This window comes from Mesorhizobium sp. L48C026A00, assembly GCF_000502375.1.
Lineage (GTDB): Bacteria > Pseudomonadota > Alphaproteobacteria > Rhizobiales > Rhizobiaceae > Mesorhizobium > Mesorhizobium muleiense.
On record NZ_AYWU01000040.1, the window covers coordinates 24,681 to 43,604 of the forward strand.

Here is an 18,924-nt window from a genome sequence, read left to right on the forward strand (position 1 = left end):
TGGTCTATCCTCTGGAGACGGATTGCAGCGTTTCGACAAAGCCGGGCCAGCTGTCGAAGGGTTCGGTGGCCGCGAGCTGGCGTCTTGCCTGCTCTTCCGTGAACCCCTTCCGGTTCACTAGGTTGTTGAAGACGGTCTGCATGACAGACCTGACCTCTTCCGGCGGTACGCCCTGGAAACCCGTGCGCGGCGTCTCTCTTGCCTCGGCCGTATCGAGCCAGATCTGCTGTACCGGTACCGTCTCCTCGATGACCCTCAGCATTGCGATGACGTCGTCCCGGATAGCGCCGGCATTCTCCAGCACTGCCGCAACAGCCGGATGATTGCGGTCGACGCGGTAGCGCAGGCCGCCCGTGAGGTGCGTCGCATGCCAGGCGGGCGAGACCGGCCCCGCACCTGGAGACCGTTCCGGTCTGCCCCGAAACGCAAAGACCTTGCGCGCACGCTGGCGAACGTCTTCTGCAAACAGCGACAGGCGCGTTCTCGCCTCAAGTGGCGGGCGCGCCGTCGATTTCCTGATGTCGATCTTCCAGTCCTCGTCAGCACTGTTGGGAATGTCGAGGCGGATGCGCGCAAGCCTGAACGGTTCTTCCTTGGTCCAGGATCTGCCCTGTCCGAGACCGAGCCAGTGCCCGGCAACGAGAAGGCGCTCGTTGCGATATACATAAAAGCCCTGCTGGGACGTCCATCCATCCGGTCCGGCCGCCTCGTCGTATACCTTTGGTGACAGCCGGTCCTTGTGGGGAAGGACAAAACCTTCCACCTCAATGCCATGACCGTTGACCCGGAATGATTCGGATCCCGACCGCCAGGTGTCCGGCCGGCTGCGCAGGAACGGGTCCCACGGCTGGATGGCCGTGCCATTGATCCGGATAACCAGCCGGCGGGCCTCAAGATAACGATGAAAGACCATCGAAAGGTGCCGTTCGATACGGTCTATCACAGCCAGAAAATCCTGGTCCCTGGAGCCGGCAGGAACGATCCGGTCCATGTTTTCCCACAGAACCAGCGTTCCACCTGGCATTTCGTCCAGAGGCATCAGCAGGGATTCAGAACCGGGCGAGGGTCCTTCCAGAAGTGACCAGCTCCCCGTCGGGTCGTCACGGAGAACATCGAGGTCCCAGCGCAGCGAGGACGTCGCGCCATCGCGTCTTGATGCTACAGTCAGGCGCCGCGCCTGCGAAAATGACGCCGTCTTGAGGCCGAGGCCGAACCGGCCAAGATCGCCTGTCTCCCTTTGCTCGAGCGGGCTTCTTTCGCCAAGGCGCATCGCTGAATCCAGCGTCTGCTCGTGCATGCCTGCGCCATTGTCGGTTATCGAGATGCTGCTGTCCGGCCCGTCCCAGACGAACCGGATGTCGACAGCGGAGGCACGGGCAGCAATGCTGTTGTCGATAAGGTCCGCAATGGCGGTGGCCGGTGAATAGCCTAGCCCGCGCAGAGCCTCGACCATGGCGCTGGCACGTGGTGGAGCATTTCTTGAACGTGGCGGAACAGTTGATGTCACAGGAATGGCTGCAGCGCAGTCGAGCGATTGGGATGTCTCAGGATCTTGATTGCCTTGGCCTCGATCTGACGGATCCGCTCACGGGTGACCTCAAACAGATCTCCGACCTCCTCAAGCGTATGCTCATCGACATTCGCCAGCCCAAAACGCAGTCGAATTACCCGCTCGCTGCGGGGCGAAAGTTGCGCGAGAACACCCTCGATCAGCCTGCGAAGGCATGCCGCATCGTGGCGGCGATCCGGCTGGGAACCAGTTCTGTCGACAAGTCTCTCCGGGATGCTCCGGTTTGAGGCGACCAGAAGGTTGAGAATCCGTTTTGCAAAGGCAGGCGGCTTTTCGAGTTTCTGCGCCACCTCATCAACATTCGGTTCCCTGTTGAATTCGGCCCGTGTCCGCTCACGCAGCCGGGCGACCTTCCTGATTTGTTCGGCGACATGCACCGGGATCCGTATGATACGCGACTGGTCATCGACCGCCCGCAACATGCTCTGCCGGATCCAGTAGGTGGCATAGGTTCCAAAGCGCGCTCCCTTCTGCGGATCGAACTTCTCGGCGGCCCGTAGCAGTCCGAGATTCCCTTCCTGGACAAGATCGTCGAATGGCAGTCCTCGCCTGATGTATCTTCGTGCGATCCAGGGCACGAGTTTCAGGCCGCCTTCCATCGCCCGGTTGCGGGCTGCCCAGTATTTCTCAAGGCCTTTTGACAGTCTCGCAACGGCTGGATCGTGACGATCGGCACTGACCTCTTCCAGCGCCTTGAAAAGGGCTTCATGTGGCCAGCTTCCAGCGCCGTCATCCGCTTCCGCAAGATCTGTATCATCGGGAGAACCGTCCGCATCAGGCGCGCTTAGTTCGATATCCGTGTCTTCCGGTTCCTCGACGCTTTCACCCGGGGTGCGGACTGTCTCAAGACCTCTGAACAGATGGAGACAGCCCTTCAATGCCTCAGCAACCTCCTGGCGCGCCTGCGCCAGTAACATGAAGATCCGCTGTTCCCGATCGCGGCTGAAAGTCGAAAATGAGCGGATGTCGGCGAGGTATCTTTCCTCAGCAGCAGGATTGTTCAGTTCATCCTCAAGCTGAATGATTGCTGCAGCCGCAAGCTCCCTGTCCTGCCGGTCGGGGACCACGGCTCCGCGGTTCAGAAATGTTGCTGCGATGCGGCCCGCGACAATCCTGACACCGGTTTCCTGCACAATCAGCCTGAACAGGAGAAGCTGATCGACCGTGGCCCCTGGCCAGGCCTGACGCAGGCTGCGCCCGGATATCCATCCGCTTGCAATCGCCTCAGCCAGGATCATGCCCGCCTGGTCAGGCAGCACGAAGGTCTGGCCGAGCGAAGATCCCGGGGGCAAGGAGATTTCGGCGGACGACCAGTCGTCGTCATGGACCCTTGCCCGATGTGACGAAATGGCTGCCTGGAGAGCCAGGACACTCTCGTCGGGCGCCTGTTTACACTCTGGCGGCTGGAAATCTTGCTCGGGCTCCCATCCTGCGGCGCCGGTTTCTGGTTCAGGGCCGCGGAGCCCTTCATGCGCCCGCTGGTCAAGGACGGCATCCGCCAGAGCTACCTGCGAAAGATAATGCCCGACTTCCCGGTAGCCTGCCCTTGTGGCGAGCTCGGCAGCAGTCAGGCCGCCAGGATCTCTGAGCGATGATTCCGCCCCCTCGTCCAGCAGAAGAGCACAGATGTCTTCCCGTCCAAGCGCGGCCGCGATCATCAGCGGCGTTCGCCCTGCAGCATCACGGCCATTGACAGCCGCTCCGCGCCTGAGGTGCAAGAGGATGGAACTCTCGGGGCCTTTCGAAAGCGCGAGCCTGAACAGCGGCGAAACCGCTACGGTGCCGACCGAGTCAAGCACGAAAGCGCCTGCCGTCCGTCGGCAGCATCATGTCAGAATCCCCCCAATATTTCCCACACCGGATTTATAGCAAGAAAAAGCGCAAGGGAAGCGTGTCGTCTACTTTTGCCCGAGTTGCCGTTCACCTGCCAGCGCAAGAAATTCCACAACATCTGTAAGCCAGACCTGCCGGGCCGGGCAGGACGCTGTCCGAACCGTTCGGGCTGCGACAGGCTGAGCGCTTTGCCAGGATCTCGTCGTCTGGTCCGCTGCAACGCCTGGCTCGGGCTTGAACGGATGCCGCTCTTCAATTCGCCGCGACCCTGACGGACCTGCCGCCTTCATACGGCACCTCTCGCCGGGGGCGGCGGCCCCGCGTCCCGCCTGCGGCGTCGCCATGCTGACGCTCCTTCGGCGCCCCGTTAACCGGTCTCGAGGTCACGAACTGGCTCCGGCAATGAAATGGATCTGTCCACGCTGCGGACATTTCATCGCCTCCGCTTTGTGCGCCCTTTCTCTTGCGGCCGCTGGCGCGGCACCGGCGGCGCCGGAATCAGGCCTGCCTGAGGGCAGGGCTTTGGACGGGCAAAGCGTTGATCGGGAGCTTTCAGAACTAAACGTGTGGATGCAGACTCGCCAATGAACAAAAAGAGAACAAAATTCATTGCCCGTTAGGACATCCAGTGTCAAGGTGTCAAAAAATGACACAGAAATGATTCGGAGCATTCGATGCGCGGCAGACGTACAGAATTCACCAGACTCCGGGACCAGGCGGGTCTGACTCTGGACCAAGCGGCCAGCCTTCTGGAGGTGGCCCTGCGCACCGTCTACCGTTACGAGGAGGGCAGGAGCGAGCCAAGCAGGCTCGCCATGCGGACGCTCAGGGAAGCTGCCCGCCAGCGGCTTGCGCCGGTGGAACAGTCACCAGCCGGCTTCCGGTTCATTGATCTCTTCGCCGGCATCGGCGGCCTCAGGATGGGTTTCGAAAGCATTGGCGGACGCTGCGTGTTTACGTCAGAATGGGATCCCGGCTGCCAGAAGACCTACGCGCTGAATTTTCCGGACAATCACCCGATCGGCGGCGACGTGCGGGAGTATTCGAAAAACCCGGAGAAGGTACCCGAACACGAGGTGCTTCTGGCGGGCTTTCCGTGCCAGCCGTTCTCGATCGCCGGCGTATCCAAGAAGAATGCCCTGGGCAGGCCGCACGGTTTCCTGTGCGACACGCAGGGCACCCTGTTTTTCGACACGGCGCAGATCATTGCACATCACAGGCCAGCCGCGTTTGTCCTGGAGAACGTGAAGAATCTGGAAAGCCACGATCAGGGACGCACCTTCGCTACCATCATCAACGTGCTGCGCAACGAGCTGGGGTACCACGTCCAGTACCGTGTCATCAGCTCGGAGCCATGGGTGCCCCAGAAGCGGGAGCGGATATTCATCGTCGGTTTCAGGGACCCGACCGATTTCGATTTTGAAGCGCTGGTGCTGCCGAAACCAGGCTCGGGGCCGAAGTTGCGGACCATCCTCCAGGATCATGCCGAGGTCAACCCGAAATACACCCTGACGCCACGCCTGTGGGAATACCTGCAGGGGTACAGGGAAAAGCACCGTGCCGCAGGCAACGGCTTCGGTTTCAGCCTGTTTGGTCCGGACGACGTCTCCCGGACCCTGTCGGCGCGCTATTACAAGGACGGGTCCGAAGTCCTGATTGACCAGCCCGGCAAACGGCCGCGGCGACTGACACCTCTGGAATGCGCAAGGCTCATGGGCTTCGAGCGCCCTGACCGTCCTTTCCGCATCAACATTTCTGACACACAGGCCTACAGGCAGTTCGGCAACGCCGTGGTGGTGCCTGTCGTCGAGTTTGTCGCGCAGGCCATCCGGCCTTACCTGGAGGTCGCGCTGGGGCGCACGCCCACCGCCGGACCGTCTCCGCTTGTCCGCCGGGTCACATGGCCCGATGCAGACAGGGCCTTCGCGGCCAATGGCTGACATCGTTTCGCCCGAGGTGCGCAGCCGGATGATGGCCGGCATCAGGGGCGTCAATACCAGGCCGGAAATGATCTTGCGGCTCGCCCTTCATGCGGGCGGATTCCGGTATCGACTCCATGACCGGCGCCTGCCTGGCCGACCTGACATGGTATTTCCCCGCCGGCGGGCGGTCCTGTTCGCGCACGGCTGTTTCTGGCATGGGCACGACTGCCATCTCTTCCGGCTGCCAGGAACACGGCCTGAATTCTGGCGTGAAAAAATTGCCCGCAACCGTGAGCGGGATGAAGCAGCCGAGCGGGCGCTGTCCGAGCTTGGGTGGCGCTGCGGGGTCGTCTGGGAGTGTGCCATACGTGGACGAACGGCCCTTCTCCTGGACGATGTCATCGTCCAGTGCGCTACGTGGCTTGAGTCCGGGCGGCCGCAGCTCACAGTGAGAGGGCGGGAATGATCAGACGTGGCCTGCTCTCTGATTACTTTGAAGGCGTGGCCGTCAAGCGGCTCAGCATGGTCGAAACGACACCAGACGGTTCAAACCAGCATGAGTTTAACAGTTCCCGCACCCTCCGGGCACTGATGGGAGATGCCGACCGGAAAAAGATCCCGACCCGGTTCATATGGCTCGGGGAGGAGCAGGAGGGTGTTGCGGCCGACAGCATGCTGAGCTGGTACGACGCGCGCAAAAAGCACGCGACGCGGACCGAATACCACCTCTATTACTACACCAATGACGTGACCGACCTGATGAAGGAAGGTGATACGCTGTTTGTCGCCCTGCGGCGTGACGGTACGGCCATGGTGATCGTCACGCCCGCCGACAGCACCGTCCAGAACCAGCTGCTGTGGCTTTTCGGTCTGGAGGACCAGCCCGAACTCCAGTTCACCGGCCGCGAAATTACCGAGGACCAGGCCGCCATCGTCGATTTTGCGGCGCGCTATATCCTTGACGAGCTCGGCATCGATTTCGAAGAGCCGGAGGCCGGCGAGCTTGACATGCTTATTGTAAGATTTGGCATGAAGTTCCCCGGCACGCGGGAATTCTCGCAGCTTGCGCGGACTTCACTCACCGGCGTTTCGGCACTGGACAATCCGGACGCGGTTCTCATGGCGTGGCTGGAACGGGAAGAGCTTCTGTTCCGGCGGCTGGAGCGCCACATTGTTGCAGGGCGGCTGAGCAACGGATTTGTTGGTGGCGATGGTATCGCTGACGTTGATGGTTTTCTGGCATTTTCCCTGAGCGTGCAGAACCGTCGGAAATCCCGGGCGGGGCAGTCGCTGGAGCATCATCTGGAAGCGCTGTTCCAGGCACGGTCGATCCGGTTTTCGCGGGGCGCGGAGACCGAAAACCGCAACAGGCCAGATTTTCTGTTTCCTGGTCATGCCGAGTACAATGATCCCGACTTCTCTCCAGACCTGCTGACCATGCTGGCGTCCAAATCGACGCTGAAAGACCGCTGGCGTCAGGTGCTTCCGGAGGCGGCACGGATACCGTCAAAGCATCTGCTGACACTTGAGCCGGCCATATCCGAGAACCAGACCGACCAGATGAAGGCAGAGCGTCTCCAGCTGGTACTGCCGGCGAAGCTCCATGAGACCTACCGCGAGAGCCAGCGGCCCTGGCTGATGACACTTCTGGATTTTGTTACGCTTGTGGACAGCCGTCAGCGGTAGGGCAGGCGAGGTCGCTTACCTTGGGTACTCACCGGAGTTTGGGGATAAGCTGACCGTCAGGCCGGGTCTTGTTCGCCTGGATAGCCGGATGGCGAACATCATCGTTGACGGTTGAGACGGGGTTACCTCAGGAAAGCTGGAAAGCCGACATCATGCGAACGCGAAGGCTGGCGGATCACGATCGCCTTGGTGGCTGTTCCTGCCTGTCTGTTCATTCCAGGCTACGCCCACAGCGCCCTCGAATGGATTGGGTCTGACCGCAGACCGTCTTCGCTTGACTCAGCCTCGATCGTCTTCCCGCAACGACGTCGCTGCGTTTTCTTCCCCTTGCCGCTGCGCGTCCATTCCTCGCGGTTCAAGAAAGCCTCGCCCCGCCGTCTTTAACTTCGTTTCAGCCCTAAGGACCACCCCATTGCGCAAGCACAACGGGACCCCGGGAAACTGCTTGCTGACAAACTGCGCAGTGGCCAGCGCGGAAGTGTATATGTGGTGAGGTTCAACGGGAAATCCCATCCCACGAAGACGGTGCGCATGATCCTCGGGCGTGTACCTGGAATTGTTGGTAAAAATTTGAAAAGCTCTCATTTCTTCCACCAAAGTCCTGACAAAGCCAATAGAACCTTCGATGGGCGCTCCACCGCACACAAGAACGCCATCCATATCCAGTAAGTGGGCGATTTCCATCGCTGTCTCCGATGCTTGATAGAAGGCATAAATGCAAAGGCGTTCCGCCTTGAAAAGTCATCCAATTTCGCCGTCGAAAAAATAGGATGCTTCGACTTGCAAAAAGGCGGGATGAGGCTGCCAGTGCAGACTCGGCCACACGGCCGGCGCGACAGCAGAAAGTGGTCCGGGACGGGAATCTATCTACGCTGAATGGCTTTATCAGGAACTCGACCGCGCCAGTCGTCGGAGCATATTTTGCTTGAGACACTCGTCATTCAAAGGGGGCGAATGGGATGCTTCGGCTCATGAGGTCGGTGTGGTTGATGATGGTAGCGCTAGACCGTTTCGTCCCGCCCCCCCCGGTTCAAGTCCCTTTCGCCTGGGGCGATGCCGTGCGGCGGACCATCGGCAAGACTTAACCCGCCTTTAAAAATAAGTCATTGATTTCGTTGGCGCCCGTTACCGCTATCCCCATTATTTGGTATGTATCCCTTCAGTATGCGAGGAACCCGCCGTCCCTTTTCTGCCTTGTATGGCGCGGGGCCTGATTTAAGTTCCAGTGCATGGACAAGCACCAAGCCACCTTGAACACGCTCCAGGACCTGCACGCCGAGCTTGCCGCCCTCGACAACGAGATGCGCAAGAGCGGCGTGCCGCCACATGCTAGGGCGTTTCGCGCATGGAGAGATTTCTGCTTTCAACGGAGCCTTGCACTGACTTTCCCTCCCTCAATCGAAGATCCACGGCCTGACGACCTTAGCCTTGGCGCGCTGACCGCACACATCTTCAGTTGGTTCGAGCAGCGCTACGACAAGCGGTCAAATATCATCTTCAACCCTTCGATCGGCGTGATCGATATCGATGGCGATCGGTTCCGTATGTCGGTGCATATGATCCAAGCAGGTCAAGTGAACGTCGAGATCAATCCTGCGCGCCTGGCGTTCCGCTATCGACCTATCGCACGCGCCCCAAGGTCCGTGAAGGACAACCTGCTCAGAATGCTCGACGGCATGACCCAGCAGTATGCAGACAGCATTCCGGTTGACCTCTATCCGTCGATTGCAAACCAGGGCGCGCTGATCATGTCAGTGTACAACGAATTGACTGCGCGACTTGGCAATGCGCTGGTGAAGGAAGCCTCTGCCGATATCAATGGCGGCGTGGGCGCTCTCATGGACGGCGTTTCCCTAGGACACGCTCGATGGTGCTTCCTACAGTCCGCCGAGAAGTCAATCAAAGCGCTGCTGCAACTCGATGGCGTACCATCTGATAAGTACTTCAAGGCAGGCCATCACCTCTACAAGCTGGTAGACCTGTCGCCAAAACTCAAGAACAGTAGGCATCTCACCAGCGCAGTGGTTGACGCCGTCATGTGTGAAGCGAAGGTCCGCTATGGCGAAATTCAGACGTCCGTCTCAGAGGCTCTAGCTGCTTACCAGAATTCTCTCGTCATCATTCGCGAGGCGCTCAAATGGATTCCGGCCAAGCGACGATTTGGGATCGTGATCTATCCGGGACCGTTTCCCGAGGGCCAGTTTGACCCGGTCGTCGACGGAATTCCGTGCTAGCCGCGATAAGCCGATGTGCAGAAGGCGATGACCGGAAGAGCATGGTCTGGCACTGCCATTCCTCACCCCTCGACCGCCAGCTTTGGGAAGCTAGCCCTTTCGACCGGATTCTAGGGACTTGCCGTAGAACAGGCGAAGTCGTTTGTAGAACGCCTCTGCCGATGCGGCATCGCTGAAGCAATGGAGCCGATAGGGTTTCATATTTGCCGTTCGGCCATATCGCCTGCACATGCCGCGTCTGGTGCTTAAGCCCTCGTTCCTGGCAGAACGTCGCGATCATGGTGAAGTTCCGGTCGGTGCAGAGGTCATCCGGCAGCGCAACTTGGTGTGGCCAGTCGCGGTCGATGACCGATGGCGTTGGTGAGCCCCGACTGCGTTTGACCACTATTCGAAATGCAGGGACTGGCCGCGCATCATTGCCAGTGTCAGCGCGATTGCAGGATTTGCCGGTGGCTTCTCCATGTACAGGGAGCCGTCGAAATCACGCCATGCCGCCATGCGCAATTCATCATCGTCATCACTGGCCGCCGGGTCAAAAACGTGGGCATCACAGGGATCTCGGTCGATCTCGATTGTCCAGTCCTTGAGCGCCTTGCGAGCCATCTCTTCGACCTGGGCAAGGTCGCTGGTGAAGAAGGGATACGGTCTCCGTCTTCCGAAAGCGGCTCAACCCGATCCAGCGTCGGCCGCTCGGGAACCCAACCGAGAACGAAGGCAATATCGAAATCGATCTGGCGGTCCGGGCCGGTCGTGATCTCCAGCCGCTTGACGACGTCAGGATAGAGCTGCTTCCGCTCCGGCCAAGTGTCTGGAATCGCTTCGGCTTGCAACTTTGTGCGGGGAACATTGATCAGTTCCATGACCTGATGGTGCGGGACTTTGTCCTCCGGCCAGCCCGCACAACATGCCGTCGCCGCAGCCTCATCGGCCTTCAGCCAAACTGTGGCGGCCCGGTCCTCGTCCTCGGTAGGCTTGTCGTCTTCTGGAAAGCCTTTGATATCCCACCCTTCCAACGCAAACAGCCCTTCCGCGCCTTGCAAAGCTGTAATGCCGGCGCGTGCAAACACTGTTTCGGCCGCCGCGATGCCACGCACGAGCTCTTGGGGTGTTGCGTCCTCGATGTTCAAGCGAAGTTCCATGGTTCACCTCATATGGCCTAGCCCTGCCAATGTGAACAAAATGAGAACAAAGAGTCAAGCGTGCCCTTGACGGGAGAGGAATATGTTCCTTATTTCAGCGTGATCTGGAGCAGCAAAGGCCATGGCTCGGCGTCAATCGCGCTGGCCGGCGAAGCTATGGCAACAACAGCGGAAGACAATTTTCGGATCGAGGTCTGGGATCGCGAGGAGCAGGCTTTGGCAGAAACCATTTCGCGTTCCCCCGATTCAACGGTGAGTCAGGCAGCCTGGCAAGCCGCTATCCGGCGCCGCCCAGGGATGTTGCTGATCCACTACAACAGTCGGCATGTGATGGAGAAAATCCTGACACCTGGCGAGGTGACGATCCCGCCACAGACCATCATCGACGGCAGCGTTCACGCCGGCCTCGATGTGGCGCTCGGAGATCTTCGCGAATGGCATGTGTTGCGGGCCTGGCGCAGATCCTGTTCACACCATGCAACGGTGAAACCAGCCGGCCTCATCAAACGCTATGGAAAAGGCGCTCTGAGCGAGCGCTTTTTTGCACGAGTTGTGACAGGGGCGGGCCTGTCAGGCTGGAAATTCACAAGCTGCCACGCAATTGAGAGGAGCCGAAAGGTTGCGAGACGTAATCGGTCTCTTCCAGGCCAACTTCTGCGCCGGTACTGGCCAATCCTATCGCATCGTCGCCGATCAGCGGCCGGACTGTCGAGAACCGGAACGGCGCGCGATTGCGGCCCGTCGGCTTCCATCCTGACGCAAAAGGATGCGGACCACCGTGGACGGGGACAGTCGGTCCCGCGTCCCGTCCTGCGGCCGGCACTATGCTGACGCTCCTACGGCTGTCCCGTTCACCGCCCGCGGCGGGGGCGAATTTCCTCCGTCCTACGCGCGACAACCGTCCGTTGTTGCGGACGCGCGCAGGACTGCGGTTTATACGCCGTTCTTCCTTAGAGCGCCGACGGTCGTCGGCGCGGAGATCAACGAGGGAGCGACGCGTCGTCTGAAAAGACGAATGACGACGGCGTCATCGTTGCTAAGCGCTCCCGTCGGTTTCGCTCTCCTCGTCGATGGTACGCACCGGGAGATAGGCATTCGTCTCCAGCCACTCGCGCAATACAATCTGTATGAGGTCGGATCGGCCGACTTTCATCTCAGCAGCTATGGCGTTGAGTGCATCCTCAGTCGCCGGCTCCAGGGACACGCCGGCAACATTCCTGAGCATCAACGCCGCGCGACGAAGAATGATCTGCAGATCCGGGCGCGACATGTCCGCTATGCGATGCGCGGCGCTTTCAAGCTCTTCAGCAAAGGACATACGGGTCATAGTCGGCTGCGCCGCCGCTCTCTGCGCCCTTTTGCTTTTTCCAATTCAGCTGCGATATAGGCGGCGGAGTGTTCCGTCGCTCGCCTCGTGTTCTCACGCTGCCTGTCCAACTCCTCTGGCGGATAGTATACCTCGGAGACAATCGTGAAGCCTTTAGCCGCCTTCGACAGCGGTTTCCATTCCTCTGCAACGGCGCAGGGCTTTTGAGCCAACCGTCCTTTTGCCAGCGTCAGCAGAAATGCAAGAGGTGAACGTCGCATCTTGCCAGGATTGCGGAAACCATAGGCAAGCGCAAGCCGCGCTGACTAGGGACAGGCCAGCGCTCACTGCAGAAGTGGGGTGACAAGAGCACCGCCACCGGCTCCGGTCACCGGTATATACAACAGCCGGCGCGATGGTCGATGATGTCGGCTAGCCAATCCAAGCGCGTCACTTCCTGTCGATAAGTAGCCGAACTCCCTGACGGCTGCTGGGCCGATAGAGGTTGATATTCCCTTCGGTGAAAGGATTAGCGAGTTCGTGCACTGCAACGAGCGACGGATCGAGTACGTTCGCGACGTAGAGCACTTTCCAGATGCCCTGCCTCTCGTCGGCAAACTGCACGGCGGCTGCCACCTGTGATCGCTCGAGGTCCAAATATCCTGGATCGCCTGTATGCGCCTTCACCTCGAAGTAGAGGCCACCGCGCCATCGGGGCACGTGGAAGTCGTAGCCTTCCTCGTCCTGCCTTGCCGGCAGGCACAGGAAGTTCCGACCCAACGAAGAGATCCAGTGTTCATCAGCAAAATTTCGGACTGTGCGTCTCAGGTGGATGTAGGCTGCGTATTCACCGGCAAAGCCGATAAGTGAGCGTTGTTGGTCGGTAAGATAGATAGGATCCTTGTCGGATGTACCTCTCTTGCGTCGCTTGCGGCCCTTGTCGTCGCCTTCGGGGAAGGGGTTGAGCGTGGCCGGTCCTGACCGCTTCTGGAATGCCTTGGACTCCAGTCCTTCACTAAGTGCCCTGACAACCGCCTGCAATGATTCGCTGGTGCCTCCGACGATGTCGGTCGACCCAAAGCGGACGGTCTTCGTCTGCCGATCCTGTTCGTCCTTGCGCTTCTGTTCCGCCTTGGCTTGCTGATCGAGATCATTGGCGACGAGCCCCAAATCGTTGAGATCGAGTGAAGTCGGCATTCCGGCCGGCCATAGCCCAGCAAGTTCGAGCGCTTGCGGCAAATCGCCCAAACTGACGGTCCCGAAATCGAATATTCCGGAAGCTAGCGCTTCGCGCGCGAGAAGTTCTGGTTTCCCTACCCATGAAGTGTGTGCGGCACGACCCGGTGCCTTAGCGGTCCAGGCGGCCACAACTCGCTGGATATCGCCGGCGTTCTCCATGATCACGATGCGATTGGCCTGACGCGCAACGTCGAGTGGGACCTCCGGAGCCTCGCTCACGGCAGGCAGTGCGATCGTCGCCAGATTTTCGATCCGCTCATCGATTATTTTGTCGTCGAGCTCATCGTGTGTTGAGATCCACGCCTCGTCGAAAGTTGCCCATCCGAGCGCGGCAGCATCTCTGTATTTCGCGAGCATCAGAGCATCGCGAGTCTCGCCGGCAAACGCATTGCGCACACGCTCGCGAAGCTCTGGGCGGAGTTCGTCGAGGCGGTCCGAGAACGATCGCCGAAGCTGGCCTTCGAAGCGCAGCTGTGGGAAGGGGGGGCCGAGCGCTTCAGTAGCGGCGTTGAACACCGATAGCGAGAAGCCGAGGTCACGGCGCAACTCATCGAGTCCCTGCGCCGCGTGGCAGGCCCCGATCAGCGATCTTATTGCGTCAGCGTTGATGCAGATGGCGACAAGCGTCGTGACAATCTCCTCGTCCTCGACGAGCACATATTCGCGATCGAGTAGATGGATGGCTGCGTCGTGCCCGAAGCGGACGGCGACAACTGGCACCAGCCATTCGAGGATTCGTCTGTTGCTCGCGCTAAGCGAACGCAGAATCTCGCGGATCCGCTCCAGGGGCTGACTGAAGGCGCGCGCAAGCGCCTCGTCGTCGGGACGCTCGAGAGGGCCGCCCAGTGGTGCCTGGCTGTGCGCCAACGTGGCGAAGACCATCTTGAAGTCGGTGAGGAGCCATCCCCGACCGAGCGCGAGGGAGATCGCACGCGCTATGCGCGCGAGCGTTGACCAGTCGAGATCGTCGTCTGAGCTCTGTACGACGACAGTCGGTCGGTCGCCGTCCGGCACGGGCAGAACCCCGTCCAGCATTGCTGGGAGGGCACCGGCAAGGCCGTCGATCTCGACTTGCACATTGCGAGAGTGGACCACGCGTAGCTGCCTGAAGTCCTCGTACAAAGTCTGCCGGCTTTTTGGGGTACTGCGTCCGATTGGCCCGATGTTGAACTCTAGGACGAGAACGGCAATTTCGGCTAGCCAGTCACGTCCATCGGCGACAAGTCTCGGGTGTTCCACGCTGAGGTCCAGCTCGCCCGTGTCGACGATGATGCGCGGCCGGACGTCCGCAACCGGGCGGATATTGCCAAATCCTGCCTCTGAGAGCGCCGCCACGGCATTGCTGGCCGCCGACGCGGGCACTGCGAGGAGAATGTGGCCCAGCGCGACCAGGAGGTTCTCGAGAGTCGCATCGGTGCCGTTGCCGACAAAGACGGTCATGTCGTCGGCTTCCTCNTCAGACGTGTGCTCTTCCGATCTCTTCCCAGGCGTCGCGATAGGCACTGCGCAAATTATCTTGCTCGTGATCAGCGATCCCTGCCTGGAGCACGCTGCCGAGTTCCGCGAGCCTCGCCGGCGCGCTGGCGCGATCGTTCCATAACCGCAGACCAAGTCGCTTTGAGAAAACGTCGCGGGCTGCAGCATCCGCATCGATCGCGTCGCGTAGCTGGCGATCGAGGCGCGAAAGGAAACGGGGGAGCGGATCCTTTCGCGGCGCGAACCATGCTTCGCGCGGTCGAACCCAGGAGAGCTCATCGCCCCTGTAGGTCGGAAGCCATGATGCCTCCCGCAGGAAGCCGAGCAGAGGGCTGGTCCAGCCGACATGATCGCTATTTCCGACGGTTCGCCGGAGCGTTGTGGTATAGTGATGGTCTTTCAATTCTGGCAGTCCCGCAACGACGAGGCGGGCATAGGCCATCTTCGCGCGGTCGCTCATTGCCGCGTGCTCACCCTGAAGGGGGAGCGCAAACAGCGTTTCATCGGTCGAATAGGAGCCGCTCTGATACGAGAACGCCTGCTGGGGGGATTGGAGTGCCGCTCGCCATTGGGGGCCGACGGACACCTCTAACGGAATCCCTTTGACGAGCGGGCGTCGAAGACTCCACCACTCGTCGACCTGCATGGTGACGGCCTTGTAGTAGACCGGCGTGATACCGTCTTTTACGCCCAGGAGCCGTATAAAGGCGAACCAGTCGAGCGCGGTACCTTTTTCCCGGAGCGGCCATTCTTCCCAAGGAACGATAAGACTCTCAATGAGCGATTTCGCACCCCGGGGCGCATCGCCGATGGCATCGCAGAACTCGGCTAAAAGGTCGCCGCGCGTTTCGCGCCAGTTGGCGCCGAAGCGCACGGTGTTTGCTGCGCGAAGCTTTCCGTCCGCGCAAGGAAGCGGCAGCGCGGCGAGCTTGAGTGCCGTCTCCACTTCGTTCGATTTGTGTGCCTTCCAGGCGCCGAAGGCCCAATTAATCGCCGCAAGAGCTGTCTGCCGGGATGGCCGCTTGCCGAGCAGTCTCCCCATGCCCGCGATAACCTTCGGGAGACTATATTCGGTTGCGAGGCCAGCATTGACGAAGGCCGAAGTGACGTTGGGCGGCCACGTCAACGCGGGATCGGCGAACAGCATGCGCTGCGCGATGCTCTTTGGTGGGAAAAGTGTCGTGCCCGCCAGCCGCTTCCTGGATCGCGTAGCGTTCTCCGGGTCAGGGCTGATGAAAAGCTCGCGCTCTGCGATTGTAGCGGGCGAGTTCGCTGCCTCGATCCGGCCATCGTCCAGCCGAAAGATCCCAGAGCCTCTTAGGTGAGGCAGGACGGCAGGCAGGCCGGCGAGATCGGCGTAAAAGTCCTCCCATTCCTGTTTCGTCACCTTGCGCCGACGCTTCGCGAGGTCATTCGCAAGCGCCGGTCCCCATCTCGACCAGTTCGAAACGGCAGGTTCGAAGGTGAGGTCAACCTCATTCACAAAATTACGCAACGCTTCGAAGCGCTTGGGGCCTAGGCCTCGTCTCAGCATCGGGATATTGCAGGCCCGTACGAGCCACGCTCCTGTTATGATCCGGAAGGCCTCGTCGTTCCAATCGAAGACATCTTTTAGAGGCGCCCAGCGACCTTCGACCTCTCTCCGGCGCACCGTTGGGAGCAGCACTGCATCCATCTCGATCCCTGCGCTTGCACAGGCGTCGGCCATGCGCTGCGCGTCGCCAGACCAGGCGATCGCATCAACTACGGCGGAGGCGCTGTCGATCGAAGTCGTCTGCTCGTCTGCGAGCGCTTGGGCGACAGCCAGGCAGAGGTCTGCGACAGAATCTAGCAGGAAGGAATTGAGCGGGTTGACGAGGTCGAGATCTCGCCGGTCGGTATCGGGATGGAAGGGAGCGTCGAGGCAGCCGTTGAAGGGCGATTGCGCGTCCATCGGCAGAAACGCGTAGAAGGATCCGGATCTTGCATCCTGCGAGAGAGGAAGGGCGATCGAGACTGTGGGTGCGCCTTCCCAGTCTCGCCAACGCTCCACGCGATGACCACGTTCTACGGCCTTCTCAACGCTCACGCGGAACGCGGCGTCGTCGACCTCCATCCGACCGACAAGAAAACGCTGCCTGTCAACTGAGATCTCCTCGAGCATGAGGTTCCGGCCTCGCAGCGGCTGCCGGGCGCCTTTGCTCGATCGGGAGAGGATTTTGGTCTCCGGCGGAGCGTCGGCGCGGATTGTCTCAAGCATCATTGAGTCGAGTCGATTGAGGAACAGAGCGATTGGCGCCTTCTCGTCGATCAGCATCTGCATCTCCTCGGTGGCGCGCTCCGCTGCGACGTCGTCCCGTAAAGACATACGGATGAGCGTCGAGAAGCCATCCGCTGCAATGAGTTCGGCATCAGGGCCGATCGATCTGAGCGGGATTGGAAGCTGGAGCCTATGCGCCCTGCCGACGACGGCGGGCGCGAACTCCATTTCACCCGCCCGTTCCACCCACGCGAGCTCGTCTTTCCGTGCCGCGAACTCGAAGCAGAAGCCATCGAAGTCGCGGGCTTCGGGATCGACCTTAGAATAAATCTGCACGTCATCGGAGAGCAGCTCGACGCTGCGGAATCCCAGGCCCTTGTGCCCTATGAAGTTACCCGGCGTCTTATTACTCATTGCCGGATTTGATATCGCGTCCACATTGTCCGACGTGAACCCCCGGCCGTTGTTAGCCACGTATAGGGTCCCGTGATCGCCAGTCGTTAGATCAAGGCGAAGCAGGATCTTGGGCTTGGCTGCGCTGGCGGCAGCATCGAACGCGTTCTGAATAAGCTCGCGCAAGACGCGACGGGAATAGAGACTGGCCGCTTCCTTCGTGAGTTCGCGCATTGCCTCGTCCCGCTTAGACCCTGCCTTCAAGTTGTGTAGTGTCACCCCCATCTCGCGGTCGAAGATCGCCTGCACAAACGCTGCGGCCGAGTCACGGTCGAGCGCTCCTGTCACTTTGGCCGGGCTCAAGACGTCCAAATCGATGTGCGTTGTTGCCTGCAAGTCGTCCCCCTCGACAAATTCTGCGATGCGCATCATGCCCATCGAGTAGGCGGCCGCAATCGTTCATCCCCAATCATCGCGGAGAATGGCGATTTCTGGTCATTATGCGGAGGGATTGCGATTCCGTGGAGAATACCACATGCGCGACACCAAGGTTAGGTCATCGGGCCAACAGCGCACTTTCGACATTAGTGGGCAGGCGGAGACACAGAGCTGACGCTAGCTATCAGCGGCTTGAACTTGCCGAACCCGTTGAGGCTGATTTCCTCGCCTTTGGCAGCGGCCTCACCAATGCCTTTCAGCACATCCTCGACAACGGTCTTCGCTTGGGTTTTCGACAGACCGTGCGCGTCTGCAAGGCGTTCGGCAATATCGATCGTGATTACTGCCATCGTTTCCATCCCTTCTGTTGTGTTGGTTCGACGGCTGGCCTTATGCCACAGGCGATTCCGCACTGTCATCGCCCCAGGAAATGGAATCCGCCGCAAACCAAGGCTTGAACCGGGTATTTCCACCACTGCGATCAGGAAAGTCATGCAGCGTAGGTCTCCACCTTGGCATCAATCGACTGACACCAAGGGCGGCGGCGGACCTTTTCCCGGTACTGCCTCACCGTGGGGGCGCGGCCACGAGTAGCCGGATCATTCGGCGATGCGGCTGAGGATCCCGTGTGACTAAGTCATCCTCGCCCTCGCTCTCGACCAGGCTCGCTTTGATCCAGCGGAGATAGGGAAGTCGTCATGGTACCTTGGCAGCGTGGCAGCCGCTGGCCACGACAAGTGCACTGTGTTCCTGCGCGCCACCGCAGAGTGACAGCGGTTCGGGCAAAGAGCAGGGAAGTCCGGCCATCGCATCGACACTCGATTGCGGGCGGCGGCCGACATCGCCGAGCGGTTGAGATGCAGGCTCCCTATCCTCGCGCAACGGAGAAGCTCTCACGGTGCGAAGCAGGTGACCGATCATTCGCCACCATGGCGGTTCCGACTGGCTGTTCGTTCCAAGCCACGCCCACGGCGTCCTCGAATGGATTGGGTCTGACCGAAGACCGGCTTCGCTTCACTCATCCTCGATCGTCTTCCGCAACGACGGCGCTGCGTTTTCTTCCCCTGGCCGCTGCGCGTCCATTCCTCGCGAACCAAGAAAGCCTCGCGCCGCCGTCTTTCACTTCGTTTCAGCCCCTTCGGGGTGCGGACCGATCGTCTCCGGTCTCACGACCACCATCGAGGCCGCGATGGGCGCGGCCCGAGAAAAGCAGAAGGAACCACCACAATGGCTACGATCGGCACTTTCTCCCGCACCGCGAACGGCTTCTCCGGCTCGGTCAAGACCCTCAACCTCAACGTCAAGACGGTGACGTTCTCCCCGGCCGAAGGCGATAACGAGAAGGGGCCGGACTTCCGCATCTTCGCCGGCGCCACCGATTATGCGTAGCGCGTGATTATGCGGAGTCGCGTGCTGGCGGCCCCGGTTTTCCGGGGTTTTTGTCGTTTT

At 60.4% G+C, this 18,924-nt stretch carries 13 protein-coding genes and 1 pseudogene; 6 read left to right on the forward strand and 8 right to left on the reverse strand.

Annotated features, from left to right (window positions below):
* Window positions 1-4: 4 nt before the first annotated feature.
* Entirely contained in the window at window positions 5-1,453 is a 1,449-nt protein-coding gene (locus tag X738_RS77125) for an ATP-binding protein (RefSeq protein WP_023803455.1), read from the reverse strand.
* A 50-nt stretch (window positions 1,454-1,503) separates the two neighbouring features.
* Window positions 1,504-3,369, reverse strand: a complete 1,866-nt coding sequence (locus tag X738_RS81380) for a sigma-70 family RNA polymerase sigma factor (RefSeq protein WP_023803456.1) — start codon at window positions 3,367-3,369, stop codon at window positions 1,504-1,506.
* Window positions 3,370-4,077: 708 nt separating this feature from the next.
* Between X738_RS81380 and dcm the strand changes: the two genes are divergently transcribed.
* The 3 genes from dcm to X738_RS77140 are packed head-to-tail and all read left to right on the forward strand — an operon-like array spanning window position 4,078 to window position 7,011.
* On the forward strand, window positions 4,078-5,343 hold the full coding sequence (dcm, locus tag X738_RS77130; protein WP_023803458.1) for a DNA (cytosine-5-)-methyltransferase: 1,266 nt from the start codon (window positions 4,078-4,080) through the stop codon (window positions 5,341-5,343).
* A 31-nt stretch (window positions 5,344-5,374) separates the two neighbouring features.
* Entirely contained in the window at window positions 5,375-5,791 is a 417-nt protein-coding gene (locus X738_RS77135) for a very short patch repair endonuclease (protein WP_245277850.1), read from the forward strand.
* On the forward strand, window positions 5,788-7,011 hold the full coding sequence (locus X738_RS77140) for a type II restriction endonuclease (protein ID WP_023803460.1): 1,224 nt from the start codon (window positions 5,788-5,790) through the stop codon (window positions 7,009-7,011). Before X738_RS77135 ends, X738_RS77140 begins: the two co-directional genes overlap by 4 nt.
* A gap of 279 nt (window positions 7,012-7,290) precedes the next feature.
* On the opposite strand, the gene X738_RS86445 is transcribed toward X738_RS77140, so the two are convergent.
* Entirely contained in the window at window positions 7,291-7,695 is a 405-nt protein-coding gene (locus X738_RS86445) for a hypothetical protein (protein WP_023803461.1), read from the reverse strand.
* A gap of 545 nt (window positions 7,696-8,240) precedes the next feature.
* Between X738_RS86445 and X738_RS77150 the strand changes: the two genes are divergently transcribed.
* Window positions 8,241-9,245, forward strand: coding sequence for a hypothetical protein (locus X738_RS77150; RefSeq protein WP_023803463.1), 1,005 nt, complete (start codon window positions 8,241-8,243; stop codon window positions 9,243-9,245).
* A gap of 384 nt (window positions 9,246-9,629) precedes the next feature.
* On the opposite strand, the gene X738_RS87855 is transcribed toward X738_RS77150, so the two are convergent.
* The gene (locus tag X738_RS87855; protein ID WP_245277848.1) at window positions 9,630-9,848 is read right to left on the reverse strand and encodes a hypothetical protein; all 219 of its coding nucleotides are present in this window, start codon (window positions 9,846-9,848) and stop codon (window positions 9,630-9,632) included.
* 602 nt (window positions 9,849-10,450) lie between these two features.
* Between X738_RS87855 and X738_RS87860 the strand changes: the two genes are divergently transcribed.
* A complete protein-coding gene (locus X738_RS87860; RefSeq protein ID WP_023803465.1) occupies window positions 10,451-11,215 on the forward strand; it encodes a hypothetical protein in 765 nt (254 codons plus the stop codon).
* Window positions 11,216-11,420: 205 nt separating this feature from the next.
* Here the strand turns inward: X738_RS87860 and X738_RS77165 are convergent, their stop codons facing one another.
* The 4 genes from X738_RS77165 to X738_RS87865 form a co-directional block, all read right to left on the reverse strand.
* Window positions 11,421-11,711 carry a hypothetical protein gene (locus X738_RS77165; protein ID WP_023803466.1) on the reverse strand — a complete coding sequence of 97 codons (291 nt, stop codon included), beginning with the start codon at window positions 11,709-11,711 and terminating at the stop codon, window positions 11,421-11,423.
* A 429-nt stretch (window positions 11,712-12,140) separates the two neighbouring features.
* Entirely contained in the window at window positions 12,141-14,369 is a 2,229-nt protein-coding gene (locus tag X738_RS77170; protein WP_023803467.1) for a hypothetical protein, read from the reverse strand.
* A 16-nt stretch (window positions 14,370-14,385) separates the two neighbouring features.
* Window positions 14,386-17,475 carry an ATP-binding protein gene (locus tag X738_RS77175; RefSeq protein WP_023803468.1) on the reverse strand — a complete coding sequence of 1,030 codons (3,090 nt, stop codon included), beginning with the start codon at window positions 17,473-17,475 and terminating at the stop codon, window positions 14,386-14,388.
* A 146-nt stretch (window positions 17,476-17,621) separates the two neighbouring features.
* A complete protein-coding gene (locus X738_RS87865; RefSeq protein WP_245277849.1) occupies window positions 17,622-17,969 on the reverse strand; it encodes an HU family DNA-binding protein in 348 nt (115 codons plus the stop codon).
* A gap of 733 nt (window positions 17,970-18,702) precedes the next feature.
* Between X738_RS87865 and X738_RS83830 the strand changes: the two are divergent.
* A pseudogene (locus X738_RS83830) lies at window positions 18,703-18,858 on the forward strand (DUF736 family protein); the annotation flags it as partial.
* Window positions 18,859-18,924: the final 66 nt, after the last annotated feature.

Coding starts and splice junctions, on each gene's coding strand:
- X738_RS77125 (WP_023803455.1), bottom strand. CDS start 1,453: ATGGTCGAGGCTCTGCGCGGGCTAGGCTATTCACCGGCCACCGCCATT.
- dcm (WP_023803458.1), top strand. CDS start 4,078: ATGCGCGGCAGACGTACAGAATTCACCAGACTCCGGGACCAGGCGGGT.
- X738_RS77135 (WP_245277850.1), top strand. CDS start 5,375: ATGGCCGGCATCAGGGGCGTCAATACCAGGCCGGAAATGATCTTGCGG.
- X738_RS77140 (WP_023803460.1), top strand. CDS start 5,788: ATGATCAGACGTGGCCTGCTCTCTGATTACTTTGAAGGCGTGGCCGTC.
- X738_RS86445 (WP_023803461.1), bottom strand. CDS start 7,695: ATGGAAATCGCCCACTTACTGGATATGGATGGCGTTCTTGTGTGCGGT.
- X738_RS77150 (WP_023803463.1), top strand. CDS start 8,241: ATGGACAAGCACCAAGCCACCTTGAACACGCTCCAGGACCTGCACGCC.
- X738_RS87855 (WP_245277848.1), bottom strand. CDS start 9,848: ATGGCTCGCAAGGCGCTCAAGGACTGGACAATCGAGATCGACCGAGAT.
- X738_RS77165 (WP_023803466.1), bottom strand. CDS start 11,711: ATGACCCGTATGTCCTTTGCTGAAGAGCTTGAAAGCGCCGCGCATCGC.
- X738_RS77170 (WP_023803467.1), bottom strand. CDS start 14,369: ATGACCGTCTTTGTCGGCAACGGCACCGATGCGACTCTCGAGAACCTC.
- X738_RS77175 (WP_023803468.1), bottom strand. CDS start 17,475: ATGGGCATGATGCGCATCGCAGAATTTGTCGAGGGGGACGACTTGCAG.
- X738_RS87865 (WP_245277849.1), bottom strand. CDS start 17,969: ATGACTTTCCTGATCGCAGTGGTGGAAATACCCGGTTCAAGCCTTGGT.